The following is a 25653-nucleotide window of genomic DNA, read 5'->3' as shown; positions in this document are numbered from 1 at the left end:
TTGCGCAAGATGCTGATTCCATGCCGAGTCCTTTCAAACAGAAAAAACTTCTTCCATCAGGGACTCGGGCCAGGGGAATTTCAGCCCTTCGATGTCCGCCGCGGCAACAGAATCAAGCCGGCCAGAAGCCCGACCAAAGCCGCAACCGCCACCGACAGCAGGGGCCGGTCCTGCACGAAGAGTACCGCCTTCTCCACCTTGCCCTCGCTCTCTTCATAAAGCTCGGCGAACTCGCGGCGAGCCATACCGCTCAATTGATCGACCTTACCTTCCGCCTGCAGGCCCAGATCGCCCGTCAGGCCGCCAGCCGCGTCCTTCAGGCGACCAGTCCCTTCCTCGATCGTGCCCTTTGCCTTCTCGACGAATGTGTCGTCACCGGATTCCGTCATGCCTTTTTACTCCTCCAAACGGACCAACCCATACGGGGCCAGTCCTATGGAAACGGATCGAATGCGCCCCGGTTGCGCATGTCGCCCCCGGGCGGACCGGATGATCCGGTCCGGATGGCACGCTATCGCGGACACCCCGATCCCGCCACTGATGGAACAGTTGGCGGCATTCAGTGAAAACGCATGGTAGCCAGTTGGCGAGCGACAAAAATTGTTACATTTCTAGGCGGTTTCCTAAGCAAGGATTTAGGCATCTTTTTTTCACTTAGCTGCTAACACTGCCCCAACAAATCGCACGCCTGCGGCGTGCCCGACGTCATTGGATTGAGGAAGACCTGAGGACCATGGACAAACCGACTCTGGACCCGTCCGACGCGCCTGCGCAGCAATCGACGGGGCGCGGCCGGCAGGGCAGCGCCGGGAATAAATCGCGCCGCCGTTTACTACTGTGGGGCACGGCGCTGGTGGGTGCTGCCGTGATTGCGGCGGCCTTTCTCAGGCCGCACGCCCAGAGCGGTGGTGGACGGCACGCCCACCAGATGGCGGCGGATGTCCAACCTGTGGCGGTTGCCATCGTGCGCAAGGGCGACATGCCGGTGGAACTGACCGAACTGGGCACGGTGATCCCGATCACCAACGTCACGGTCCAGTCGCGCGTCGACGGCTACCTGATGCAGGTGCTGTTCACCGAGGGCCAGCACGTCAAAAAAGGCGACCTCCTGGCACTGATCGACACACGGCCATACGAAGTTCTGCTGGCCCAGTACCAGGGGCAACTGGCCTCCGACATCGCCCAGTTGGAGCAGGCCCGGGTGGATAATGCCCGCTATCAGCGCCTGATCCGCCAGAACAGCATCGCGGCCCAGACGGCCGTCGACCAGCAATACAAGGTCGCGCAACTCGAGGGCACAGTGAAGGTCGACCAGGCCCAGGTCGACAACGAGAAGCTCCAGATCATTTATTGCCACGTTATTGCCCCGGTGGACGGTCGTGTCGGCATCCGCCAGGTGGACATGGGCAACTACATCACCGCCGGCCAGACCAACGGCCTGGTCATCCTGACCCAGATGCAGCCGATCTCCGTGATCTTCACCCTGCCGGAGACGGAACTGGGCCGGGTGGCCGAAAGGCTGCGCAGCGGCGTCTCCCTGCCCGTCGAAGCGTGGGACAGCACCAACACGCGCAAGCTCGCCGATGGTGCCGTCAGCGTGCTGGACAGCCAGATCGACACCGCGACAGGCACGATCAAGCTGCGCTCGATCTTCCCGAACCAGGACGAGACCCTGTTCCCGAACCAGTTCGTCAATGCGCACCTGCTGGTCAATACCGAGCATGACGTGCTGCTGCTCCCCGCCAACGCGGTGCAGACCGGACCGAGCGGATCGTTCGTCTATGTCGTCAAATCGGACAACACCGTCGAAGTCCGCGACATCGCGACCGGCACTTCGCACGGAGATAGCGTGGTGGTGACCAGCGGCCTCAAGGAAGGAGAATCGGTCGTGACCGACGGTACCGACCATCTGCGTGCCGGCGCCAAGGTTACGATCCCGACCGCGACCGACAGCACCGCCGCACCTGGCGATGCGACCACCCCAGCGGCAGGACAGGGGCATCGCCACCGTCGGCACAATGCCAGCGGACAGGGCGACATGACCGGCAGCACGACCGGTGGCACCACTGACGGCACCACGGGCAGCCCATCCGGCGGACAACCCCAGCAATGATCCCGGTCCGACACCAGATCCGTCGTCTTCACCCGGAGAGCCGTGCGTGAATCCGTCCCGCCTGTTTATCCAACGCCCGGTCGCCACGACGCTGCTGATGCTCGCCATCATGCTGGCGGGTCTGCTGGGCTATCATTTCTTGCCGGTCTCGGCGCTCCCGCAGGTCGAATACCCGACCATCACGGTCCAGACCTTCTATCCCGGCGCCGGGCCCGACGTCATGGCGACGTCGGTGACCGCGCCGCTGGAAACCCAGTTCGGCCAGATGCCGGGCCTGGACCAGATGACGTCGCAATCCTCCGGCGGGGCCTCGATCGTCACGCTGCGGTTCGGCCTGACCATGTCGATGGACGTGGCGGAGCAGGAGGTCCAGGCAGCGATCAACCAGGCGCAGATGCTGCTGCCCACCGACCTGCCGGCTCCACCGATCTATGCCAAGGTCAACCCGGCCGATACTCCGGTGCTGACACTGGGCATCACCTCGAAAACGATGCCGCTTACCGAGGTCGAGGATTATGTCTATACTCGCCTGGCGCAGAAGATCAGCCAGATCTCGGGAGTCGGTCTGGTCACGCTCTCGGGCGGCAACCGCAAGGCAATCCGCGTGCGCGTCAATGTGCCCAAGCTGACATCGTTCGGCGTGGACATGGACACGCTGCGCACCACGATCGGCAACGTCAACGTCAATTCGCCCACCGGCACGTTCGACGGCGCGCAGCGGGCTTCCACCTTGCGGGTCGATGGGCAGATCGCCAGCGTCGACCAATTGCTCAACCAGGTCATCGCCTACCAGAACGGCGGTCCGATCCGCATCCGCGACGTCGCCACCGTCGTGCAGGGGGCCGAAAACACCCAACTCGCCGCCTGGTCGAACACCACACCGGCCCTGATCCTGAACGTGCAGCGCCAGCCGGGCGCCAACGTCATCTCGGTGGTCGACAATATCAAATACGCCCTGCCGCAACTGCGTCAGGCGCTGCCGCCGGGCATCACCATCACGCCGCTGACCGACCGCACGACCACCATCCGCGCCTCGGTCGCCGACGTTGAGTTCGAACTGGTGCTGGCGATGGCACTCGTGGTGGCAGTGATCTTCGTCTTCCTGCGCAACGTGCCGGCGACGATCATCCCCAGCCTGTCGGTTCCGCTGTCGCTGATCGGCACACTGGCGATCATGTATCTGATGGGGTTCTCGCTGGACAATCTGTCGCTGATGTCGCTGACCATCGCGACCGGCTTCGTCGTCGATGATGCCATCGTGATGATCGAGAACATCGCCCGCTACATCGAAATGGGCGACGACCGGATGACGGCATCGCTTAAAGGTGCCGGCGAAATCGGTTTCACCATCATCTCCCTGACCGTCTCGCTCATCGCGGTGCTGATCCCGCTGCTGTTCATGGGCGACGTAGTGGGGCGCCTGTTTCACGAATTCGCCATCACGCTGTCGGTCACGATCGTGTTGTCGGCCGTGGTGTCGCTCACCCTGGTGCCAATGATGTGCGCCCGGCTGCTTAGTGAGCGCCCGCATGGGCCGGACGCACGGGGCTGGTCAGCCGCCGTCGAGCGCTGGACCGAAGCCGTGATCGCCGCCTACGGCCGCACGCTTACGGTCGTGCTGCGCCACCAGAAACTGACCCTGGCCATCTTCGTCGCCACGCTGGGCCTGACTGGCCTGCTGGCCTGGTCGATCCCCAAGGGGTTCTTCCCGGTGCAGGATACCGGGGTGATCCAGGGCATCTCGGTCATGGCGCAATCCACGTCCTTCGATGCGATGGCGGCCCACCAGCAGGAGTTGGGCCAGCGTATCCTGCAGGACAAGGATGTCGTCAGCCTGTCCTCGTTCATCGGCGTCGACGGGCAGAACGTGACGCTGAACCAGGGGCGGTTCCTGATCAACCTGCGCCCGCATGACGACCGGTCGGAGACCGCCGCCCAGATCGCAACCCGCATCCAGCAGGAGACGGCCGACATCCCCGGTGCCAGCCTGTATCTCCAGCCGGTGCAGGACCTGTCGTTGGATACGACTGTTTCCGCGACCCAGTACCAGTTCCTGCTGGAAAATCCTGATTACGACCAGTTCCGCACCTGGGTGCCCAAGGTCATTGCCGCCCTGCGCCAGGAACCGGCCCTGGCCGACGTCACGTCGGACCTCCAGGCCGAGGGGCTTGTCGCCCATGTCACCCTCGACCGCACCACGGGCGCACGGTACTCGATCACCCCGCAGACGATCGACAACGTGCTGTATGATTCCTTCGGCCAGCGCCAGATCTCGACCATCTACACGCAGTCCAACCAATATCGCGTGATCCTGGAGGCCGATCCGGTCTTCCAGAAAGACCTCGCGTCACTCGACAAGCTGTACCTGCCCGGCATCAGCGGCAATTCGGGCAGCAGTACCTCGGGCCCGACCCGCGCGCCGACCTCGGGCCTGGTTCCGATGCGCACGGTCACCACCGTCACCCGCAGTACCGCACCGCTGCTGATCACCCATGTCGGTCAGTTTCCGGCGACCACGATCTCGTTCAACGTCGCACCGGGCTATTCGCTGGGTGAGGCGACGGATGCGATCGAGCGGGTAGAAAGCACGCTGAACCTGCCTGCCAGCTTCCAGACCTCGTTCCAGGGCACTGCGGCCGCGTTCCGCAACAGCCTGGGCAACGAGATGTGGCTGGTGCTGGCCGCCCTAGTCGCGGTCTATATCGTGCTGGGCATTCTGTATGAGAGCTTCATCCACCCCATTACCATCCTCTCCACCCTGCCATCGGCGGGTGTCGGCGCCTTGTTGGCCCTGCAACTCAGTGGTGCCGGTCTCGGCGTCATGGGCATCATCGGCCTGGTCCTGCTGATCGGCATCGTGAAGAAGAACGCCATCATGATGATCGATTTCGCGCTGGAAGCCGAGCGGATCGAAGGCATGCCGCCCGTCCAGGCCATCCATCACGCCGCCTTGCTGCGTTTCCGACCGATTCTGATGACGACGCTGGCCGCCATGCTCGGTGCGATGCCGATGGTCATCGGCACCGGCACCGGCTCGGAACTGCGTCGTCCGCTGGGCATCGCCATTGTCGGCGGCCTGCTACTCAGCCAGTTGCTGACCCTGTTCACTACCCCAGTCATTTATCTGCTGATGGACCGGATCAGCCTGAACCTGCGGCGCCGCTTCGGGGCGCCAGCCACGCCGGCCCGTGACGTTCCGCCGCACCAGACCGCAACATGAATCCGGTCCGGCTCTTCGTCCTCCGGCCTGTCGCCACAACATTGCTGACGACCGCGCTGCTGATCGCGGGCATCATCGGCTATCGGGCACTTCCGGTCGCCGACCTGCCGAATGTCGATTTCCCGGTGATCCAGGTCCAGGCGCGCCAGGCCGGCGGGTCACCGGAGGAAATCGCAAGCTCCGTCGCCGCCCCGCTAGAGCGGCGCCTTGGCGCCATAGCCGACCTGACGGAAATGACGTCCCAATCGACGCAGAACCAGGCCCGGATCACCCTGCAATTCGCGCTCAACCGCGACATCAATGGGGCCGCCCGCGATGTGGAGGCCGCCCTACAGGCCGCCCGGGCCGATCTGCCGTCGTCGCTGCGCCAGAACCCCAGCTACTTCAAGGCGAACCCCAACGGCGCGCCGATCATGATCCTGGCTCTGACATCGAAGACACGCACGATGTCCCAGCTCTACGACCTCACTTCCAACGTCCTGCAGCAACATCTCTCGCAGATCCGCGGCGTTGGCGAGGTCGAAGTCGGCGGCAGTTCGCTCCCGGCGGTGCGCGTCGAGATGAACCCGCTACCCCTCTACAAATTCGGAATCGGGTTCGAGGACGTCCGCGCCGCGCTGGCCTCGGCCAACGCCAATACCCCCAAGGGCTTCATCGACCATCAGGGGACCCGCTACACGCTGGACACCAACGACCAGGCCCACAACGCCCAGGCCTATCGCGATCTAATCATCGCCTACCGATCCGGCCGGCCGGTGCGCCTGGCGGATGTCGCCCAGGTCAATGACGGCGTCGAAGACCTGCGCAATGCCGGCTACTACAATCGCCAGCCAGCGGTGTTGGCCATCATCTTCGCCCAGTCGGGCGCCAACGTGATTCGCACCATCGACCAGATCAAGGCCGAAATCCCGGCTCTGCGCGCGGCCCTGCCGCCGACGGTTGAACTGCACAGCGTCCTCGACAGATCGGTGACCATCCGCGCCGCACTGGCCGACACCCAGTACACGCTGGTCATATCGGTGGTGCTGGTGGTGCTGGTGGTGCTGGTCTTCCTGCGCTCGGGCCGCACCACGCTGATCCCGGCAGTCGTGGTCCCCACTTCGATCATCGCCACGTTTGGAGCCATGCAGCTCTTGGGCTATTCGCTGGACAACCTCTCGCTGATGGCGCTCACCGTCTCCACCGGCTTCGTGGTCGACGACGCAATCGTGGTGATCGAAAATATCAGCCGCTATCTCGAAGAAGGCAAAAGCCGGCTGGAAGCCACGTTGCTCGGCGCGCAGGAAGTCGCCTTCACCGTCTTCTCGATCACCATGTCGCTGATCGCCGTCTTCCTGCCCATCCTGCTTCTAAGCGGCGTCGCGGGCCGCCTGTTCCACGAATTCGCGATGACAATGTCGGTGACGATCCTCATCTCGATGGTCCTGTCGCTGACCCTCACCCCGATGATGGCAGCGCTATTCCTGCCCACCCACATCGCACCCCCCGAAACCGGCCCGTGGGCCCGCATCTCGGCAATGCTGGAGCGCATGCTGCATGCCATGCAGCGGGGGTACGCGCAGACGCTGGACGCGGCGCTGTCCCATCCGCGCCTCGTGCTGCTGTCGCTGCCTTGCACCGTCATCCTCATGGTGGCGCTGTTCATCCACATGCCCAAGGGCTTCTTCCCCGACAGCGATACCGGCATGCTGATGGGCCATTTGCAAGGCGACCAGTCGATCTCGTTCCAAGCCCTGGTCGGCAAGATCGACGAGGTCCAGAAGGCCGTGATGGCTGATCGGGATGTCGCCAGCATCACTGGCTTTACCGGCGGGCGCGGATCGTCCAACCAAGCCAACATGTTCGTCGTGCTCAAGGACAAATCACAGCGCGCCGGGCCGCCCAGTACCACGATCGCCCGAATCAGTGCTCGCCTGCAGAACATGGTGGGCGCGCATTTCTACGCCATGGCACCCGGCACGCTGCGGCTGGGTGCCCGCCAGTCCAATGCCGCCTATCAGTATACACTGCAATCGGACTCGCCGACCGACCTGTATACATGGATGCCCAAGCTGGTCGCAGCCCTCCAGAAACATCCGGAACTGACCGATGTCTCGTCGGATGTGCAGCAGGGCGGTTCGGCCCTTAATGTGGCCCTCGACCGCGAAACCTCGGCCCGCACGCTGATCACGCCCCAACTCGTAGCCAATACACTGTACGACGCATACGGGCAGCGCTCGGCATCGACCATCCATAACGCGCTGAACCAATATCATGTGGTGATGGAGGTAGAACCCAGGTTCTGGAAAGACGCCGCCAGTCTCCAGCAGGTCTGGATCAGCACCGCTGGCGGCTCGGCCAGCGGCGGAACGCGAGCGAATACGATCCGCGTCCCCACTGCATCCACCTCCAGCCAAGCCACCAGCCTCAGCAGCCAGTCCTTCCGCAACCAGATTGCCAACAGCCTGGCCGGGGGCGCATCGGCATCCAACGGCTCGGCAGTTTCGACCAATGCCGAGACGATGGTTCCGATCGGCATCGTCTCGACCGTCGCGCCTCAGCTCACCCCGCTCTCCGTCAATCACCAGGGCCAGTCGGTCGCAGCTACCGTCTCCTTCAATCTCGCAACCGGGGTACCTTTGCAGCAGGCAACCCAGATCGTGAGCGCTGAAATGGTGCGCCTGCATGTGCCCGCAACCATCCATGGCAGCTTTGCCGGCAATGCCGGCCAACTCCAGAAATCGGTAAATAACGAACCGCTGCTGATCCTGGCAGCACTGGCGGCGGTCTATATGGTGCTGGGCATGCTGTACGAAAGCTATGTCCACCCACTGACCATCCTCTCCACCCTGCCGTCGGCCGGCGTCGGCGCGCTGTTGGCACTGGATCTCGCCGGCGAGGATTTCTCGCTGATCGCCATGATCGGTGTGATCCTGCTGATCGGCATCGTGAAGAAAAACGCCATCATGCTGGTCGATTTCGCCATCGAGGCAGAACGAAACGGCCAGCCGGCAGCGCAGGCCATCCATACCGCCTGCCTGCTGCGCTTCCGGCCGATCATGATGACGACGCTGGCCGCCGCATTAGGGGCATTGCCGCTGATCCTGGGCCAGGGATACGGTTCGGAAATGCGGCGGCCGCTCGGAATCGCCATTGTCGGCGGGCTGGTCGTCAGCCAGGCGCTCACGCTCTACACCACTCCTGTCGTCTATCTGTATCTCGACCGATTCGGCCTATGGTGCCGACGCCAGTTCCGTTCCCTGGCCAATGCCCTGCCGGGCCGGCGGGGCCCCCTTTCCCAACAGGATGCCTGACCCGGATGTCCCTGCCGCCCTCCCGATCGATCGCCCCGAAATCCCGTCCCGGCGCCTACGCGCCGCGCCGGCATGCCCTTCTGTTCGGCGTCGTCCTGTCCCCTCTGGCGTTGGCAGGATGCATGGTCGGCCCGTCCTATCATCGTCCTACCGCACCGGTATCCGCCCGTTTCAAGGAACTGGTGCCGGCCCCCGGCTGGGAGAAAGCCCGGCCGGCCATGGCAGAACTGCCCAAAGATGCCTGGTGGACGATCTATGACGACCCCATCCTGAACGATCTGGAGTCGCGCATCGCGATCTCGAACCAGAACGTCAAGATGTATGAGGCGAATTACCGCCAAGCCCGCGCCACCATCAACAGCGTGCGCGCGCAGTTGTTCCCCACCATCAGCGGCAGCATCGGCTTCAACCGCGCAGGCCATGGCGGGTCGTCCGTCTCGTCCTCCGGCAGTTCCTATGCCAATGCCGGCACCGTCTACAATTCCTACAGCATCGGCCCCAGCGCCAGTTGGGACCTCGATCTGTGGGGCAAGATCCGCCGCAATATCCAGAGCCAGGTGACGGCAGCCCAGGCCAGCGCCGCCGATCTGGCCAACGCCACCCTGTCCTACCAGGCACAACTCGCGACGGCCTATTTCAACCTGCGCTACCAGGATTCGCTACAGGACCTGTTGCGCCGCTATGTCGCGTTCAACACCCGGGCGCTGGAAATCGCCCAGAACCAGTTCGACGCCGGCATCGCCGACCCGACGGCGGTGATGCAGGCCCGCACCCAGTTGGAGCAAAACCGTGCATCGCTGATCCAGGCAGGCGTTGCCCGCGCCCAGTACGAACATGCCATCGCCGTGCTGGTCGGCCGCTCGCCCGCCGAACTGACGATCACACCGGGCGCACTGAGCCGCGCCATCCCGGCGGTTCCGGTCGGCGTTCCCGCCGACCTGCTGCAACGCCGCCCCGACATCGCCGCCGCCGAGCGCTCCATGGAGGAATACAACGCCCAGATCGGCGCTGCCATCGCGGCCTTCTTCCCCTCTGTCACCATCAATGCCAGCTATTCACAGAGCGGCGGCGATCCGGTGACCTCGTTGATGAGCGTTGCCAACCGCGTCTGGTCGCTGGGAGCCTCGGCAACCGAGACCCTGTTCAGCGGCGGGTCACGCACCGCAGCCGTCCATTCAGCCGACGCCCAATATGACAGCGCCGTAGCCACCTATCGCCAGACCGTGCTGACGGCCTTGCAGGGCACCGAGGACCAATTGTCTAACCTGCGCATCCTGGCCCAGCAGGCCGCACAACAGCAGGTCGCACTGGACTACGCCAACAAGGCCGTCCAGGTCTCGATGAACCAGTATGAAGCCGGAACGCAGATCTACACCACCGTCATCACCAACGTGACCACGGCTCTGGGGATCGCAGAAACGACCCTCTCGATCCAGCAGCAACGCATGGTCGACAGCGTAGCCCTGGTGCAGGCCTTGGGAGGGGGGTGGAATGCCGCGCGGTTGCCGTCGAAGGCGTCGCTCCAGACCGACAATCCGCTTCTGCCGTCCTTCATCCAGAAAGACAAAAATCAATAGGGCACACCCGCCCTACACGCCCCAAGAAAACATTCCGGGCCGCACTGCGGCCCGGACGGCGTCGTCACAAGATCGTTTTGGCCGTCAGCAACGCGATCAGCAGAAAGACGACGAAGGCAAGAATGAAGAGGAAGAACAGGATCTTCGCAACACCAGCAGATGCAGCGGAAATTCCGGTAAACCCAAACAGGCCGGCGATGATCGAAATCACCAGAAAAAAGAGGGCCAACTTCAACATCATTCACGCTCCATCCATAGTCCTTGCATGACGAACGCCGGGTCGGGCCGGCGGTTCCTCAGCGCCGCACCCATGCCATCGCCAGGGCAAACCCGGCTAAACCCGCTGTCACGACAGCTACCACCGGTTGATCCACCGTCAGGTCGCGCACGGCATCCCCGGCCTTGAAGCCGGCTGAACGGGCCTTGGCACACAGCAGGTACCCTTTGCCCTTCATCTGGAGTACGGGATCACCCAGCAACCCGCCAAGCCCATCTTGAAGCCGACCGACCCCTTCTTCCAGCTTCGTTTCAAACTGTCCGTCCGTCATGATGGCACCCCAATCTTCTTAATAAACATAGTGACATAGGATATATGAGGGACACAGACATCGTTTTCAAATCGTAGCCACTCCCCTTCTCAGCACGACAAGCCTTGGTGGGAGGGTATCCTCCGCAGGCTCTCGACCAGATGCCCGGCAGCCCTGAATCAACGTTCCAGCATGGGATCTTTCCGCGTGATCAGTTCCGACCGCCTTCCCGTGCGCGACGCCATGCCGGTGTGCATCCTGCTATCCGTCCATAACGGCGCCGCCTTTCTCGATGCGCTGCTCCAGTCGTTGGGGCAGCAGACCCATGCGGCGTGGCGACTTGTCTGGCGGGATGACGGATCGACCGATGATAGCGCGCAGATCGTGCGGCGCTTCGCCGACAACCTGCCCACCGGGCGTTGCGTCCAGGTCACCCGGAGCGTGGAGCGCCTCGGCGTAGCCGGATCGTTCGGCCTGCTGCTGGATCATGTGCCAGACGGCCACCTGGCCGCTTTCTGCGACCAGGACGATGTCTGGTTTCCAGACAAGTTGGAACGCGCGGTAAATGCCTTGGCGCCGTTCCACGCGACCAACGAGCCAGCCCTGTATTGCTCCCGTCAGATGCTCACGGATTCGGCGCTCGCCCGTCTCGGCCTTTCGCCCGCATTGCCGCCCGAACCCGTTTTTCCCATGGCCTTGACTCAGAACATCGCCACCGGCTGCACCATCATGCTCTCACCCGCCGCGATCCGTCTGGTGCAGGCCGCCATGCCACCGCCCGCTGGAACGCTGCATGACTGGTGGAGCTATCTTCTGGTCAGCGGTGCGGGCGGCCATGTCGTGACGGACAGCCAACCCACTCTCTATTACCGCCAGCACCAGAGCAACGTGGTGGGCGCACCCGCGCATTTCGCGGCGCGGGCACGGGCCGCCCTTCGACGAGGGCCGGCTCTGTTCATGTCCACCTTCCGCGCCAACGTCACGCAGCTTCTCCGCCACGGGGACCTGTTGACGGACCCGGCGGTCGCCCGCCTGGGCAAACTCCGCCAGGCGTTGGATATCCCCGGTCCGGCCGGCTGGCTGGCTCGTTGGCGGCTTCTGCACCGGATGCCCGAGATGCGGCGCAGCACCCGTGCCGAGCAGATGATTTTCCGCCTTTGGTTCGTGCTGGGATGAACCCGGATCGCCCATCTGCGCCGGTTTGCCTCTCGACGCTCGATCCGCGTATGGTCACCCCACTGGAGCCTGACCGCAACTGCGCGCCGGATCACCGTTCACACGCGCTTTTGCCCGGCTTCCAGGCAGATATAAGGGTATCAAAGGCTCCATTCTCATGACCAAAGCACTCTCTACGATGCCGCAAGACGGAGCTTTTCGAAAGCCGGCCCATTTTATTCTGTCAGCCGATCGCGGATGGAAACAACGGCTCCAACTTGCATTGGCCGATCTGCGCGAAGGGGTCCACCTGTGGAGGCTCATCGCGGTCCTCGGTTTTCTCGATATCAAACTTCGATATCGCGGTTCCGCACTCGGACCGTTCTGGCTGACCATTTCGATGGGCGTGCAGGTGGGGGCCATGGCCTTCATCTATGCCGATCTGTTCCACACCGACATCCATACCTACCTTCCCTTCCTGTCCCTCTCCCTCATCGCCTGGAACTACCTGAACGCACTGGTAACCGACGGCTGCGGCTGTTTCATTCAGTCCGACTCCGTCATCAAGGGCATGCGCATGCCCTTCACTGTTCATGCAGCACGCAGCATTGTACGCAACACGATCATTCTTGCCCATAATATCGTTATCATTATCGCGGTATTCGCAATAATGGGTGTGCAGCAATCTCTGTCTTCCTTAATGGCAGTGCCAGCCTTTTTCCTGTGGCTGGTCGATGCGTTCGCGTTCTCTCTGCTTTTCGGCGCCCTGTGCGCCCGTTTTCGTGATGTACCGCAGATTATCTCGGCAATCATGCAAATCGCTTTTTTTGTAACACCCGTCATGTGGAACACGGATATCCTCAACGGTCACCGCGAAGCGATTTTCCTGATCCGTTTCAATCCATTTTATTATATGTTTGAAATCCTCAGGGCCCCTCTCTTAGGCACACCATTGCCGGCCACAACCTGGATCAGCGCACTGATCATTTCCGGTATCCTTATTCTCTTCTCATGGGTCGCTTTTACGCGAACGCGCGGCCGGATTGCATTCTGGGTCTGAACACAATGGCAAATCTCACAGCATCCAATATCACGATTGATTTTCCACTCTATCATAGCGACAGCCGCTCCCTGAAGAAGACTATACTTGGACAAGCCTCGGCCCGCTTCGGGCGAGACACCAACAACCGTCCCGTCGTCCAGGCCCTTCGGAATATCTCTTTTTCCTTGAATTCCGGCGATCGTCTCGGATTGATCGGCTCCAACGGATCGGGAAAGACAACCCTCCTGCGTGTGCTTTCCGGCATATACCAGCCAACGGGCGGCGTTCTGTCAGCAGACGGGCGACTGACAGCCCTGCTAGATCCGGGCCAGGGTATGAACCCTCAACTCACCGGCCGCGAGAATATTCGCCTCCGAGGCCTCTATCTCGGTCTATCCCCTTCGAAGACAATGGACCTCGTCAAGGATGTCGAGGACTTTTCCGAATTGGGGAATTTCCTGGATCTTCCGGTGCGCAACTATTCCTCCGGCATGACCATTCGGCTTGCATTTGCCATGGCAACCGCATTTCCACCTGAAATCCTGCTGATGGATGAATGGATCCTAGCCGGAGATGCGGTTTTCATGGAGAAGGCTAGGAAAAGAGTGGAAGATATGGTTCGCCACGCTGACATACTCGTACTGGCAAGCCATTCTCCTTCAATCCTGGTTGAATGGTGCAATCGCTTGCTCTGGGTCGAGAACGGTCAGATCAAGAGTGACGGCAGTCCTCTGACTGTTCTCGAACAATATCTTCCGCCCCACGCCTTTAAGGAACTCGCAAAAATTGATACGAATTCGTAAAATCTCTAATTATTATAAAAATAATTCTCTATCTATTTTCCAAGATAACATGCCAGATAGGCGAAAAATGCTCCACCATGACCCGCTCAGACCTTGGCCCGAAACGTACTCATAAATTTCTTCCAGTTTTCACAAGGAAAGATTATCGAACCATCCCCAGCTTCACTTCTGTTTCCTCCCAACATTCTTCAGACGAGGCAAACTATCCTTCTGTGCGTCCTCCCAAGGACGCCGCCCCCGCGGTGGATTAGCCAACGCGAGGTCAGTTCCAACGAGGCTAAGATTCGGATTCCAATAAGGATCATTGTCGAGAAGCGTTCCCCAACGGGCCAGCATATACTTCACTTCCTCGCCGAACCGTTTTTCTTGTTCGTAGTTCCTCGTCTTCCCGCGAGAAGCGGATTCCTTGTGATATAGTATTGCGAATGGCGTCCAGATATTACGAAAACCCTGTTCTTGTAGACGGAGACAGAAATCAACGTCATTGAAATCGACAGCCAGCTTGATTTCGTCCAGGCCTTCGAACTGTTGGTAGAGGTCACGCCGCACGACGAGGCACGCTCCTGTAACGGCAGAGACCGTTCGTGTCATGCTCAATGCTCCCTGCGGTCCAGGATCATCGGCTGAGGCCCCCATATACATATGACCGGCGACACCACCGGGCCAACCGATACCAAGCACAATGCCGGCGTGCTGAACGCGTCTGTCCGGATATAATAGTTTTGCACCAACGGCCCCGATACCCGGACGAATTGCCTGCGTTACCATCTCAGTCAGCCAATCCGAACCGATCACCTCAATATCATCGTTGAGGAGGACAAGTATATCCCCTGTCGAAGCCATTACACCGCCGTTGATGAGCTTCGCGTAATTGAACGGACCCGGCGATGATATAATTTTAACACGTGGCTCCATCGAGAGCCGATTAAGAAGATTTAAACTTTCATCTGAAGTACTACCGTTATCAACGATAATAACTTCGACCGAAGGATAATCCGTCCGATATAGGATTCCTTCGATACAGTTCGACAACAAATTTGCACGGTCACGCGTGGGTACAATAATGGAAACGTGTGGTGTCGGATCGGGCAAAGGATACCGGATAGAGATCGTTCCCTGCACCAGGGGATTAGGCTCGATATGTGACACATCAGAACATGGTTCGATAAACCGTGCGGCATTCTGTTTCAGATCATGGAGTTCGATTGGAAGATGGGCTGCCCCTATATGGTGCAGTATCAAAGGAAGGTGCGCAAAAGCCTTCGCGCCAAAATCCCGATAGGCCTTCAATGCTGTGGCCTGTAACAAGGCTGCAGGCGTAAGCGCCGGATGCCATGCGGCTTCCTGTCTCAGTAGATCCTTACGAAATATCGCTCCTCGCCCGACGAACTCGCATGCGATGAGTAAATCGGGATCAATCTGTGTCTTGAAAACGGGATCGGATCGGCCTCCGTCCTCATCGATCCTGTCTTCGTCCGCATAAACGACAGCAATGTCGCCATTATCAACCATGGCGGCGACAAGAAGAGAGAGCGCCGGCTTCGAAAGCGCAGCGCCATTGTCCAAACACATTACCAATTCACCATCAGCCTCATCCAGCGCGAGTGCGACGCTGGTGAATGGAGTTGCCTGACGGATGCGGCCATCGGACAGACTATATGTCGCCGCCAGCAACCGTGCATCGGATGGCGTTCCAAAGAACAACACCTCCCAATGGCTATATATCTGACCAAGCAGCGACGAAAATAGGCAAGCGATATCCCGTTGCGAACCGACTGAAACGTCAACCAGAATACTCACCTTGGCAGGCTTCCTCAAACCCCACCAAACCGTCCCGATGGTGTTGATATCCTGTGCCGTCAACGATTGATAACGTGCTGACCACTGCCTGTAGGCTAGACTATCGGACGGGGAGAAAACGCTCCCGCTACCGCTTCCTCCCTTCTTTACAACGACCGTTGGCTTTGCTGCATGTAAACGCTCCCGAACAAGCAAATACCGTTCTGCCGTCGCATCCCACGTGAATCGTGTAGCGACGAAGTTGCGACAGAGTTGCCCGTGGCTCGCGAGAAGAGCAGCATCACATGCATAACTCTCCAGCAAATCGGCTATTCCGCCGAGATCCGGCATCAGGAGCGGTGTCACAGCCGGATGGGCACCGGTATCAAGCGCGAGGCTAGGCGTTCCGAACCATTGCGCCTCCACGATCGGCAGGTCGAATCCTTCCCACAGGCTCAAGGAAATAAAGACGTCGATCTCGGAAAGAAATGTTGCCCTTTCTGCATCTGTGCCGTTGAGATGGACCTTGAAACCGTGTCTGCGAAGCAGCTTGGCATCAGTTTCTGTACCACGCCCCATCACTTCGATGACGGCATTTACGTTGCGCAACCTTAGTTCAGTCTGCAATGGCTCGACCAGATCGAACCCTTTGTAACGTGCTTCCCCCACCCCCAACCGTGCGAGCAGTCCGACCCTCAATGGACCGTCCGCGCGCTTGGGCTTGCCGATATAGACGCCAGCATGATCTGCACCGTTTGGAACGACGATAGCATCGGGCCAGTTGATGTCGGAGATCAGGAACTCGCTTACTGTCATCACGCCGTCGATGCGCGGATATACATTCCTCCTTTTTGCTAGAGCCCATCCTTCGCGTATCAGCGCCTCTGTTGCAGGGAAAAGCCCAGGTGTCGGATCCCCGGCCTCCCATGCAAGACGAAGAAAATCTGATGGCAGGTCCGGCAGAATATCGAAATATGGGGCCGATAAAGCAACAACCGTGTCGGCCCCGGCGGCGCGCATGGCAGCGGCTACAGCGCCAGCATCCGGCGAAATCGTCCGCACATCCAAATCAGGGAAATCAATACTAGGTTCGACACAACCGATCGTTACCGCATGACCGCACCGCAAGAGCGCACGCGCAGTTTCGGCAGCAGTTACACTGACACCGTGCCCCCGCTGCATACGGATGACGAGAAAAAAACTACCGTCTCGCATCAGGGAATCTCCACGTCACCAATCGCTTCAAGCCATGATGTCCAACGGCGAATAAACAATCGTCGGTCAGCAAAATTTTCTTCGCCTTTCGGACGTGTCGCATTTTCAAGGTGAATAGTGCGCTTATTGGCAACCAGAAGGCAGCGCCCCCCGATCCGTCTTACTTTCAGGCAAAGATCAATATCCTGGCATTCCGCCGCGTAACGTGTATCGAAACCGCCAACCCGACGGAAGATGTCAGCACGAACGGCGAGACAGGCACCCGTCACGGCAGGCACATCCGAGATTGCAGGGAAAGACGACACGTCTCGCTTCTCTCTCGCACCTGGATGAAAAGGCAGACCACGTAACGGGCCCGAGCGGAAAAAGTCGACCCCGCCATGCTGCAAATATTCGCCATCCCCAAACTGCATGACGAGCCCGGCGATTGCCGCGCCGTCAACACTGACAATGGCATCACGCAAAGCGAGCAGCGTTGCGGCTGCATCGTCAAAAATAACATCATTGTTGAGAAACAGCAGTACATCGTGCTCTGCTTGAAGAGCAACCGTGTTGTTGCAATTAGAAAACTGATAGCGAAGATTACGCACAATCACACATGCATGCTCAGATGCACGTTCGTCGTATCCATTCAGAACAGCCGACTGCCTAGAGCCGGTGTCTCCAACCAGTATCTGCAAGGACAGTCCGCGCTCGGTGAATACATCCCGCGCGTCCATCAAGGCGTCGATTTGAGGCAGGATCAGTTCCGGCTTATCCCGATTCAAAATCACGACAGATAAGCCGGGTGTTGGATTCCTACGTACGCCAAGCACGGGGGAACGGTGTTGAACGGCTGCCGCGCGCGCAGCATTGTCGTCGAAATTGTAAGGATCAAGACGCGGATCGCGTTCCGGCAGAAAACACTCTGCACGGCTGAGATGCGGAGGCGATGCATCCGACATGATTCCCTTCGGCATATCCTGCCGAGCAGGATCATACAGCATCTTCCGGACGAGACCGGCCAGCCCTTCTCGCTGTACCATCTCCAAACTTCGTCTCAAAGTTGGTCCAACACCATCTCGCTCGATGATGCCTCTGGCCTTCGTCGTAGCCCCCTTCAACTTGCGCGCCACAATGCGCGGACGACGGCCATTACGAGCAACCATGCGCAACGGGGCAGTGATTCGCCAGGAAGAACTGGCCTGTAGCAACTCAACATGGCTCAATGCCTGATGAAGAGCCGCCTGGGTCTCCAGAAGAGAGGACTGGTATTGCTCGGCTTTACGAAACGCCGCATCACGTTCGGTAACATACGCCTGATGCTCAACGCGCAAACTCTCAATTCCGCGCTGCAATTCGTCAACGTTCTGCGCGTAAATCTCAGCTGTATTTTTCTCTGCTTCAGCCAATGCGAGTTGAGTTGCAAGCTCATCGCGTTGGGCATCTATCACTACACGCTGGGCCTCAAGCTCATCACGTTGGACCTCTATCACTTCGCGCTGGGCGGCGAGCATTTCGCACATCTGAGCCTCGAACGCCCGCATGGCCGTCGGAGAAAGCGCCAGATTGTACAGTTGCGGTACTGGCATGTGATGGCTGATGTGATGGGCGAGGTCCGCCACGGGGCGTTCATTACCGGTAATCAGCCGACGATAAGGACGCGTCTTAGAGGATTCAAGCTTCTCGATTACAATAATCGAATCATAGAAAGTAATACGGGCGATCTCTCGCCCTGCCATATACAGGTGCGCAAGATCCTGTGCATCTGCCTCCTTCGCATCCGCCTCGAAGTAATCCACGTTCAAAGCATCAGTCAGCGCCTTGAAATATTCCATGGCGGCCCCCGGCTTGCGGAACCCCCCCTCCGAAGGACGCGAAGTAACTGCAGTGTACGTCTTCGACCACATAGATGCCACCTGCCGCAAGACGCGGGAAACAGGCCTCAAAGCTGGCGATGATATGATCGGATCGATGCGAACCGTCATCTACTATGATATCAAACCTCTCATCGCCCAGTAGCCGCTCCAACGCAGCCGAATCGCTCGCGTCACCATTCAGTATGCGGATGCCAGCACCTAAGGAGAGATGTGCACAGGCCGGATCGATATCTATCCCCGTTATCGTTGAACCCGGCGGCAGATAACGCGACCATATCTGCAACGACCCGCCATTCTGGACTCCGATTTCGAGTAGCCTCAGCGGCTTTCCCGCCGCCACGAATCGGCGTAACTCCGCGTCATAAATAGCAAGATATTGCTCCCATTTATCTGAGACGTTACGATCAAAAGGCACGAAAAGGTCGATTAAACGAACCTCGTTTCCACCCTCCGTCGCCTGAATAGCCGAGGGAACATCATCAGTAGGGATGGAAGACAAAGCAGCAATCTCGCGATGCGGTGCCGACAGAGCCATCAGACAACTCGTGCCGAGCACATTAGGCCGACTGGAGTAATTTTTTTGAAACCTTATCATCCGTCTGCGAATAGGTCAACAAAACCTGCAAAGTGCTGCGCGAACTATCCCATTGTGATATCTATCATTTTCGGTCCAGAAAGGGGTAAGCGCGTGGGCCCTGCCCATATCGCCAAGTCACCGCTATCATGCCCCCGATTCGGGGTACCTCCCTCCACACGGTTGCGCCCCCGCTGCTTGGCGCAATAGAGCGCGGCATCCGCCAGCGCCATCTGCTCACCGAGCGACCTGTCGGAAACGGTAGCTGGAGCATAACCGATGCTGACGGTCGCCAGAAGTTCGTCAGACAGAGGCGTCCGCTCGAAAGCGGCGCGCACGCGCTCAGCCAGGGCGCCCAATTCGTCAGCGGACAGGCCGCTGACCGCTGCGGCGAACTCCTCGCCGCCGATCCGCCCGAAAACGGCCTCGCGATCCATGACCGCCGTCGCCACGGTGCCGAAATGCCTAATCACAGAATCACCTGTCGCATGACCGAACGTATCGTTGATACGCTTGAAATGATCGATATCGAACAGCAGCATGCCCCGCTGCGGCACATGTTCCGCCATCTGCCAGAATCCCCGCCGGTTCAGCAAGCCGGTCATGTCATCCCGCAGGGCCGCCGCCCGTGCCTCGAGAACCGCGCGTTCAGCAACCAGGGTCAGCATCAGGCCTGGCCAAAGAACCACATAGGTCAGCATCTCGAAAGGAATGGTCGCCAGCATGAGGGGTACCCAGCGCGCCAAAGACGGCAACGCCACCAGAAGCCCCCGAGCAACACAGCTCAGAACATGCAACCCGGATACGATGATCAGCATCTGATGCGAGCGGGTTTCACGCGGAAGCCGGATCAGTTGCCAGAGCGCCAGCACCACCAGTGTAATCGCCATCACCATCGCGATTTCCACACGCATGCCAAGCGAATGCCGGAACTGTGGCAATGCACAAAGGGCCAACCAGATCAGAACCGGGGCTGCAAGGCCGCAACGCGAAAACTGCTTGCCATTAAGTTGCGCCACGGCCTGCCAGAACAAGGCCAAGGCGAACATCAGGGCTCCATTCCCGAACGGAATGGCGATAAAATCCGGAATTGTAGGACGCATCACCACAAGCGGAATGCCAACACCCGCGGCGAACGTCCCCATCTCAACCAGAAGCAGCGCCGGGTCCCTCCGATAGTGACGGGCAACCTGGCAGAGAAACCCGATCAGCAGACAGACAAGCGCGATGGATGGACCGGTCGGAAGCGTGGAGACGGGCATGAAGAACGGCTATCCTGATCCATTCGAAACGCCATCATACCCCGATCCGTCCACTCCTTCCACATGATGTCCGATGGCCGGCGGCTTGCCGGCTCATGCCGCCGGACGGATATCGTCCAGCCGGTCCAACCGCCGCAAGCCGGGAAATAGCCGCATCCACAGCAACGTGACCACAATCGTGCCGACACCACCCAGCACCACGGCCTCCACCGGACCGATCAGGCTGGCCAGCATGCCGCTCTCGAACTCGCCCAACTGGTTCGACGACCCGATAAACAGCATGTTCACCGCCGAAACCCGGCCCCGCATTTCGTCAGGCGTGCGCAATTGCACCAGCGCGCCACGAACCACCACGCTGATCACGTCCGCCCCTCCCAGCACTGCCAGGGCCACCACCGACACCACCAGCGAACGGGACAGACCGAACACGATCGTCGCGACACCGAAAACGGCGACGGCAGCGAACATCGCCTCGCCTGCCCGGCGCTTCAACGGCCAGCGTGCAAAGATCAGGGCAACCAGCAGCGCCCCAAGCGCCGGCGCCATCCGCAGGATACCCAACCCGGTCGGCCCTGCATGCAGAATGGAGTCGGCATAGAGCGGCAGCATCGCGGTCGCCCCACCCAGCAATACCGCGAACAGGTCGAGTGAGATCGCCCCCATCATCTCTGGATGAGCCCGGATGAAATGAAGCCCTCCCATGACCGTTTCCAGCGTCATGGGCCGCCGCACCCGCGTCGGCGCTTCCAGCCTCATGCCAAGCGTCGCCACCGACGCCAGCCCGAACCCAACAGTGCAAACGCTGTAGCAGATCCCTGCCCCAACACCGTACAACAGGCCGCCCACCGATGGCCCCATGATCGACGCCACCTGAAACAACGAAGACGACAGCGCGGCCGCGCGCGCAAACAGTGCCGGAGGCACCAGCGCCGGCAGGAACGTCTGCTGGCTTGGCATCTCGAACGCCCGGGCGGTTCCGAACAGCGCAACCATGCCGTAGATCATGCCAGGCGTCAGCCAGCCGCCGAACGACCCGATCGCCATGATGAACGCCCCGCAGGCTTCGAGCACCTGGCAGACCGCGGTAATGCAACGTCGATCGAAATGATCGGCCACATGCCCGGCAAGCAGAGTAAAGCAGAACATCGGCAAAAACTGCGCCAGACCGACCCAACCGAGCGCACTCGCGCTATGGGTCAACATGTAGATCTGCCATCCGACCGCCACGGCCTGAACCTGCGAAGAGAACGAGGACAGGGTCCGGGCCGTCAGAAAAACGGCGAAACCCCGATGGCTGAACAGGCGCGCCGGCGGTTGCATGGGGGCGGCGGATGGCGCCCGCGATTCGTCCGCCCGGTCCGAGTGATCTGGCATGGTGGACGAACAATAGCCCGATGACGGACTTTTACCATCCACTGTCTCTCGTGCGTGCCATCACACCGCGATCATCAGACATCTACGGCGTAGGTGGTTTGCAAATCCGCCGCCGCACGGGCAAAACCGTTCCATGACAGAGACCGTCCCATCCGCGCCACTTCCCCCCACGGATTTCGAGACCTTCGCACGCCTCGACATCCGCGTGGGCACCATCGTGGAGGCCCGCCCCTTTCCCGCAGCCCGCAAGCCGGCCTATCAGTTATGGATCGATTTCGGACCGCAGATCGGCGTGAAGCGCTCGTCGGCCCAGATCACCGTCCATTACACGCCCGATACATTGATCGGACGGCAGGTCTGCGCCGTGGTCAACTTCCCGGCGCGCCAGATCGGCCCGTTCCTGAGTGAAGTCCTGACCCTGGGCATGCCCGACACGAAGGGCGACGTCGTCCTGATCAGACCCGACCTGACCGTGCCAGATGGAGGAAAGCTGTTCTGATGGCCACCAACTATGCAACCGTAACGTGGGACCAGCTTCATCGCGATGCCCGCCAACTGGCCGAAATCCTCATCCCCCGCGGCCCTTTCAAGGGAATCGTGGCCGTCACCCGTGGCGGCCTGATCCCAGCAGCCATCATCGCGCGGGAAATCGACTGCCGGCTGATCGAAACGGTCTCGGTCGTAACCTATGACGAGGAAGAGCAGGGCCTCCCCACGGTGCTGAAGTCGCCCGTGGCTGCCGGTGACGGCGAAGGATTCCTGATCATCGACGACCTGGTCGATTCCGGCGTCACCGCCCAGATCGTACGCCAGCTCCTGCCCAAGGCATTGTTCGCGTGCTTGTACGCCAAGCCGTCCGGCAAGCCGCTGACCGATCTGTTCGTGGTCGAAGTACCGCAGGAGACCTGGGTCCTGTTCCCATGGGATACCGCGCCCCTGTTCATCCCCCCCCTGGCACGCAAGGGCAACACGGCTGGCTGATCCGCATGCGGCCATAGGAAAAATTTCGTGGGGCGCTTGTCAGCGCCCTCAAGGACTCATAGCTTCCCCCCAGGTTCGGGGCGTGGCGCAGCCTGGTAGCGCGCGTGTTTTGGGTACACGAGGCCCCCGGTTCGAGTCCGGGCGCCCCGACCAGCAAAAAATTAAAGGGAGTTTCGTTCCATGCGGGCCCGAATCTACAGGCAGGCAAAGACGGCCACCCAATCTGGCCAGGCGAATACCCACGACTGGATTCTGGAATACGGACAGACCCAACCCCGCCAGCAGGACTCGCTGATGGGCTGGACCGGCAGCCGCGACACCCGTTCGCAGTTGCGCCTGCAATTTCCCGACCGCGAAAGCGCCGTCGCCTATGCCGACCAACATGCGGTTCCCTACGATCTGGAACTACCGGTGGCCCGGGTGCGCAAACCGAAACTCTACGCCGACAATTTCCGCTACGACCGGGTCCAGAACTGGACGCACTGACCGTGCTCTGGCAGAAGAAGCACCACTGCGCATGCGCCCTTAGCTCAGTTGGATAGAGCAACAGCCTTCTAAGCTGTGGGTCGCTGGTTCGAATCCAGCAGGGCGCGCCAGTAGCAACGTTCTGGTACGAGGGCTGGTCCGCGTCGATCAGTCCGGCATCAGGGCGTCGTCAGGTCGCGAAACGCGACATGGCGGTTGACCGGAGAAAGCCGATATGTGGTATCCGTATCGCGGATACGATTGACGGCCCATACCGTTCAATCCCGCCGGAGAGGTGGCCGAGTGGTTTAAGGCAGCGGTCTTGAAAACCGCCGTACGTGCAAGCGTACCGTGGGTTCGAATCCCACCCTCTCCGCCAATACCCGCAGAAAACAGCCACTCCCTGAACATCGCCGCCGCCGGCTCCTCCGCAAAATGCGAAGACTATTCCTGTTCAGGATTTCGACGCGGTTGCCTCGTTCACCGTAATGACAGCTTCATTGGCGAAGGAGATAAGATCCGCAGGCCGCTCCGTGTTCTCCTTCTGGGCCTGGGCAATACCGGCGGTGAAGGCCCGCACTTGCGCCAGTTCCTCGCGCACGTCGTTGAGGATTTCCATCAGGGCCGTATGGTCCTCAATCGCACGCTGGTCGGTGCCTCGTGCAATGACCGCATTGCCGACCATCAACGCGGGGAGCGCGACAAGCTGGATGCAGTTGCTGATATAGAGCAATGGCCCCTGCCATGATGCATTGACCAGCGGCAACAGCGAGAAAACGGTAAACATGTAGACGCACCAGATGCTGCCGAACATGACCGTCATCTTGACGGCAAGACGATCATTGAATGTGTCGATCCATCGCGGGGCGCTCGGCGGCTGGTCGGCCCGGTGGCGATCCCGGTAAAACCAGTTGAGCGGCTTCCAGACATGGGGCGATTTCAAGGACATGATCCATCTTCCTCTCGGCGACCGATAACCGCGCTGATCGTTCCCGGCCACTGCCGCACAGTCAACTCCCTGACACGCGCCGGCTGTCAGACGGCAGCGCAGGGCTACATCCGGACCGGTGCGCTGGATTCCCGGCATGATCCGCCGCCGCGACAAAAGCCGTCGACATGGCTTCCGCTTCGTTCTCCCCCCTCTCCCCGTTCGCAGGGTAGATCCGCCCAGACCTGACGCTCCCCGATCGCTTCGACCTGCGTGAGCAACGGCATATGCCGGGTCCTGAGAAACCTGCCGGATGCTGACTTCCATACAAGAAGTGTACGGGCATAGAAATTTAACGCCCCCCGATCAGGGAAAGACCTTGCCATGCACGCAACATAATCGTAGCTGTGTCCATGGCAATGCAGGGATGGATACGATCCGTCGGACTATGGCATATGCGAATATTACGGCCCTACATTTGTTATAGTGGGTAACCGCATAGCACGCGGCACACCCGGAGGACTCTCTTCCCATGATGCGTTCGCTTGATATCGCCAATACGGGCATGCAGGCTCAGACGACGAATGTCGAGACGATTTCCAATAACATTGCCAACATGACCACGACGGGCTACAAGCGCCGCCGCGCAGAATTCCAGGATTTGATCTATCAGGACCTGCGTCGGGCCGGGACCATGAGTTCCGATACCGGCGACCTTGTCCCGGCAGGTGCCCAGATCGGCCTTGGTGTACGCACCGCCGGCATCTACCGGATCAACGAACAGGGCACACTCGAACAGACGGGCAACTCACTCGATCTCGCGATCGAGGGACGCGGCTATTTCCGCGTAACGCTGCCTTCTGGTGAATACGCCTATACGCGCGATGGAACATTCTCGCTATCGGAAGACGGAACCATCGTGTCGGCAGACGGCTATCCTCTGTCTCCAAACATTTCCCTACCGAACAACGCCGAGAACATCACCATCGACCAGTCCGGCCAGGTTCAGTACACCCTGTCCGGCCAGACGACGGCCCAGGTCGCAGGCCAGATTCAGCTCGCTACCTTCCAGAACGAAAACGGTCTGGCGGCGATGGGGCAGAACCTGTTCACCGAAACGACTTCATCAGGCACGGCAAACCTCAGCACCCCCCAAAGCGAGGGCTATGGATCGGTCCGGCAAGGCTTCGTTGAAGAGTCATCAGTCAACGTGGTGACTGAAATCACCGACCTGATCACCGCTCAGCGCGCCTACGAAATGAACAGCAAAGTCATCACTGCCTCCGACGAAATGCTGCAGACGCTGACGAACCTGAAATAACATGCGGAGACGCGGGGTCATTGCGGGCATATTCGCGGCGGGCCTGATAGCAACATCCGTTGTGCATTCCCAGGCGGCGACACTCCGGAATGCCTCGGTCATCACGTCCGGCACGGTTCGACTGTCGGACCTCTTTGCCGATCTGGAGCCGGGGCAGGATCGCCC

Annotated in this window: 20 protein-coding genes and 3 tRNA genes; 14 read left to right on the top strand and 9 right to left on the bottom strand. The window is 60.2% G+C overall.

Going from position 1 to position 25653, the window contains the following annotated elements:
- Positions 1-80: 80 nt before the first annotated feature.
- Positions 81-389 (bottom strand): CsbD family protein, encoded by a 309-nt coding sequence (locus C7453_RS05195; protein WP_114726454.1) that lies wholly within the window; start codon positions 387-389, stop codon positions 81-83.
- Positions 390-733: 344 nt separating this feature from the next.
- Between C7453_RS05195 and C7453_RS05190 the strand changes: the two genes are divergently transcribed.
- The 4 genes from C7453_RS05190 (at position 734) to C7453_RS05175 (ending at position 10203) form a co-directional block, all read left to right on the top strand.
- Entirely contained in the window at positions 734-2113 is a 1380-nt protein-coding gene (locus C7453_RS05190; protein WP_114726453.1) for an MdtA/MuxA family multidrug efflux RND transporter periplasmic adaptor subunit, read from the top strand.
- A 46-nt stretch (positions 2114-2159) separates the two neighbouring features.
- Complete coding sequence (locus tag C7453_RS05185) at positions 2160-5333, top strand: efflux RND transporter permease subunit (RefSeq protein ID WP_114726452.1); 3174 nt, start codon at positions 2160-2162, stop codon at positions 5331-5333.
- On the top strand, positions 5330-8626 hold the full coding sequence (locus C7453_RS05180; RefSeq protein ID WP_114726451.1) for an efflux RND transporter permease subunit: 3297 nt from the start codon (positions 5330-5332) through the stop codon (positions 8624-8626). The genes C7453_RS05185 and C7453_RS05180 overlap by 4 nt, the downstream gene beginning before the upstream one ends.
- 122 nt (positions 8627-8748) lie before the next feature.
- Positions 8749-10203 carry an efflux transporter outer membrane subunit gene (locus C7453_RS05175; RefSeq protein ID WP_245948851.1) on the top strand — a complete coding sequence of 485 codons (1455 nt, stop codon included), beginning with the start codon at positions 8749-8751 and terminating at the stop codon, positions 10201-10203.
- Positions 10204-10267: 64 nt separating this feature from the next.
- Here C7453_RS05175 and C7453_RS05170 read toward each other — a convergent pair whose 3' ends face one another.
- Together C7453_RS05170 and C7453_RS05165 are read right to left on the bottom strand one after the other, a co-directional pair.
- Positions 10268-10441, bottom strand: coding sequence for a DUF1328 domain-containing protein (locus C7453_RS05170; protein ID WP_114726676.1), 174 nt, complete (start codon positions 10439-10441; stop codon positions 10268-10270).
- Between the two features lie 58 nt (positions 10442-10499).
- Positions 10500-10751: a hypothetical protein gene (locus C7453_RS05165; RefSeq protein ID WP_114726449.1), complete on the bottom strand. Its 252-nt coding sequence runs from the start codon at positions 10749-10751 to the stop codon at positions 10500-10502.
- 186 nt (positions 10752-10937) lie between these two features.
- Here C7453_RS05165 and C7453_RS05160 point away from each other — a divergent pair, with 186 nt between their 5' ends.
- From C7453_RS05160 to C7453_RS05150, 3 genes are all read left to right on the top strand, one after another.
- Positions 10938-11906, top strand: a complete 969-nt coding sequence (locus tag C7453_RS05160; protein ID WP_245948800.1) for a glycosyltransferase — start codon at positions 10938-10940, stop codon at positions 11904-11906.
- Between the two features lie 157 nt (positions 11907-12063).
- On the top strand, positions 12064-12945 hold the full coding sequence (locus C7453_RS05155; protein ID WP_114726447.1) for an ABC transporter permease: 882 nt from the start codon (positions 12064-12066) through the stop codon (positions 12943-12945).
- A 5-nt stretch (positions 12946-12950) separates the two neighbouring features.
- Positions 12951-13730, top strand: a complete 780-nt coding sequence (locus tag C7453_RS05150) for an ABC transporter ATP-binding protein (RefSeq protein WP_114726446.1) — start codon at positions 12951-12953, stop codon at positions 13728-13730.
- 162 nt (positions 13731-13892) lie between these two features.
- On the opposite strand, the gene C7453_RS05145 is transcribed toward C7453_RS05150, so the two are convergent.
- The 5 genes from C7453_RS05145 to C7453_RS05125 form a co-directional block, all read right to left on the bottom strand.
- A complete protein-coding gene (locus C7453_RS05145; protein ID WP_114726445.1) occupies positions 13893-16724 on the bottom strand; it encodes a glycosyltransferase in 2832 nt (943 codons plus the stop codon).
- On the bottom strand, positions 16724-18541 hold the full coding sequence (locus C7453_RS05140; RefSeq protein WP_114726444.1) for a hypothetical protein: 1818 nt from the start codon (positions 18539-18541) through the stop codon (positions 16724-16726). The genes C7453_RS05145 and C7453_RS05140 overlap by 1 nt, the downstream gene beginning before the upstream one ends.
- On the bottom strand, positions 18516-19118 hold the full coding sequence (locus tag C7453_RS05135) for an O-methyltransferase (protein WP_170143132.1): 603 nt from the start codon (positions 19116-19118) through the stop codon (positions 18516-18518). Before C7453_RS05135 ends, C7453_RS05140 begins: the two co-directional genes overlap by 26 nt.
- Positions 19119-19222: 104 nt before the next feature.
- Positions 19223-20419, bottom strand: coding sequence for a GGDEF domain-containing protein (locus tag C7453_RS05130; protein ID WP_114726442.1), 1197 nt, complete (start codon positions 20417-20419; stop codon positions 19223-19225).
- Positions 20420-20512: 93 nt separating this feature from the next.
- Positions 20513-21793, bottom strand: a complete 1281-nt coding sequence (locus C7453_RS05125; protein WP_371858453.1) for an MFS transporter — start codon at positions 21791-21793, stop codon at positions 20513-20515.
- Between the two features lie 133 nt (positions 21794-21926).
- Here C7453_RS05125 and C7453_RS05120 point away from each other — a divergent pair, with 133 nt between their 5' ends.
- The 6 genes from C7453_RS05120 (at position 21927) to C7453_RS05095 (ending at position 23618) form a co-directional block, all read left to right on the top strand.
- Positions 21927-22292, top strand: a complete 366-nt coding sequence (locus C7453_RS05120; RefSeq protein ID WP_114726440.1) for a tRNA-binding protein — start codon at positions 21927-21929, stop codon at positions 22290-22292.
- The gene (gene gpt / locus C7453_RS05115) at positions 22292-22774 is read left to right on the top strand and encodes a xanthine phosphoribosyltransferase (protein WP_114726439.1); all 483 of its coding nucleotides are present in this window, start codon (positions 22292-22294) and stop codon (positions 22772-22774) included. The genes C7453_RS05120 and gpt overlap by 1 nt, the downstream gene beginning before the upstream one ends.
- 76 nt (positions 22775-22850) lie before the next feature.
- Positions 22851-22927: transfer RNA gene (locus tag C7453_RS05110), tRNA-Pro, on the top strand.
- A gap of 27 nt (positions 22928-22954) precedes the next feature.
- Positions 22955-23260, top strand: a complete 306-nt coding sequence (locus C7453_RS05105) for an ETC complex I subunit (RefSeq protein ID WP_114726438.1) — start codon at positions 22955-22957, stop codon at positions 23258-23260.
- 33 nt (positions 23261-23293) lie between these two features.
- A tRNA-Arg gene (locus C7453_RS05100) sits at positions 23294-23370 on the top strand.
- Between the two features lie 158 nt (positions 23371-23528).
- Positions 23529-23618 (top strand) — tRNA-Ser (locus C7453_RS05095).
- A gap of 75 nt (positions 23619-23693) precedes the next feature.
- Here C7453_RS05095 and C7453_RS05090 read toward each other — a convergent pair.
- Complete coding sequence (locus C7453_RS05090; RefSeq protein WP_245948849.1) at positions 23694-24062, bottom strand: hypothetical protein; 369 nt, start codon at positions 24060-24062, stop codon at positions 23694-23696.
- Positions 24063-24702: 640 nt separating this feature from the next.
- Between C7453_RS05090 and flgG the strand changes: the two genes are divergently transcribed.
- On the top strand, positions 24703-25488 hold the full coding sequence (gene flgG / locus C7453_RS05085) for a flagellar basal-body rod protein FlgG (protein ID WP_174787910.1): 786 nt from the start codon (positions 24703-24705) through the stop codon (positions 25486-25488).
- Positions 25489-25653 lie beyond the last annotated feature (165 nt).

Origin of the sequence: Gluconacetobacter liquefaciens, from assembly GCF_003350405.1 — a bacterium.
Taxonomy (GTDB): Bacteria; Pseudomonadota; Alphaproteobacteria; order Acetobacterales; family Acetobacteraceae; genus Gluconacetobacter; species Gluconacetobacter liquefaciens.
Note: the sequence above shows the minus strand (reverse complement) of the source record. Positions and strands in the feature narration are given on the sequence as shown.

Coding starts and splice junctions, on each gene's coding strand:
- C7453_RS05195 (WP_114726454.1), bottom strand. CDS start 389: ATGACGGAATCCGGTGACGACACATTCGTCGAGAAGGCAAAGGGCACG.
- C7453_RS05190 (WP_114726453.1), top strand. CDS start 734: ATGGACAAACCGACTCTGGACCCGTCCGACGCGCCTGCGCAGCAATCG.
- C7453_RS05180 (WP_114726451.1), top strand. CDS start 5,330: ATGAATCCGGTCCGGCTCTTCGTCCTCCGGCCTGTCGCCACAACATTG.
- C7453_RS05175 (WP_245948851.1), top strand. CDS start 8,749: ATGGTCGGCCCGTCCTATCATCGTCCTACCGCACCGGTATCCGCCCGT.
- C7453_RS05170 (WP_114726676.1), bottom strand. CDS start 10,441: ATGTTGAAGTTGGCCCTCTTTTTTCTGGTGATTTCGATCATCGCCGGC.
- C7453_RS05165 (WP_114726449.1), bottom strand. CDS start 10,751: ATGACGGACGGACAGTTTGAAACGAAGCTGGAAGAAGGGGTCGGTCGG.
- C7453_RS05155 (WP_114726447.1), top strand. CDS start 12,064: ATGACCAAAGCACTCTCTACGATGCCGCAAGACGGAGCTTTTCGAAAG.
- C7453_RS05150 (WP_114726446.1), top strand. CDS start 12,951: ATGGCAAATCTCACAGCATCCAATATCACGATTGATTTTCCACTCTAT.
- C7453_RS05145 (WP_114726445.1), bottom strand. CDS start 16,724: ATGCGAGACGGTAGTTTTTTTCTCGTCATCCGTATGCAGCGGGGGCAC.
- C7453_RS05140 (WP_114726444.1), bottom strand. CDS start 18,541: ATGGAATATTTCAAGGCGCTGACTGATGCTTTGAACGTGGATTACTTC.
- C7453_RS05135 (WP_170143132.1), bottom strand. CDS start 19,118: ATGGCTCTGTCGGCACCGCATCGCGAGATTGCTGCTTTGTCTTCCATC.
- C7453_RS05130 (WP_114726442.1), bottom strand. CDS start 20,419: ATGCCCGTCTCCACGCTTCCGACCGGTCCATCCATCGCGCTTGTCTGT.
- C7453_RS05125 (WP_371858453.1), bottom strand. CDS start 21,793: ATGCCAGATCACTCGGACCGGGCGGACGAATCGCGGGCGCCATCCGCC.
- C7453_RS05120 (WP_114726440.1), top strand. CDS start 21,927: ATGACAGAGACCGTCCCATCCGCGCCACTTCCCCCCACGGATTTCGAG.
- gpt (WP_114726439.1), top strand. CDS start 22,292: ATGGCCACCAACTATGCAACCGTAACGTGGGACCAGCTTCATCGCGAT.
- C7453_RS05105 (WP_114726438.1), top strand. CDS start 22,955: ATGCGGGCCCGAATCTACAGGCAGGCAAAGACGGCCACCCAATCTGGC.
- C7453_RS05090 (WP_245948849.1), bottom strand. CDS start 24,062: ATGACGGTCATGTTCGGCAGCATCTGGTGCGTCTACATGTTTACCGTT.
- flgG (WP_174787910.1), top strand. CDS start 24,703: ATGCGTTCGCTTGATATCGCCAATACGGGCATGCAGGCTCAGACGACG.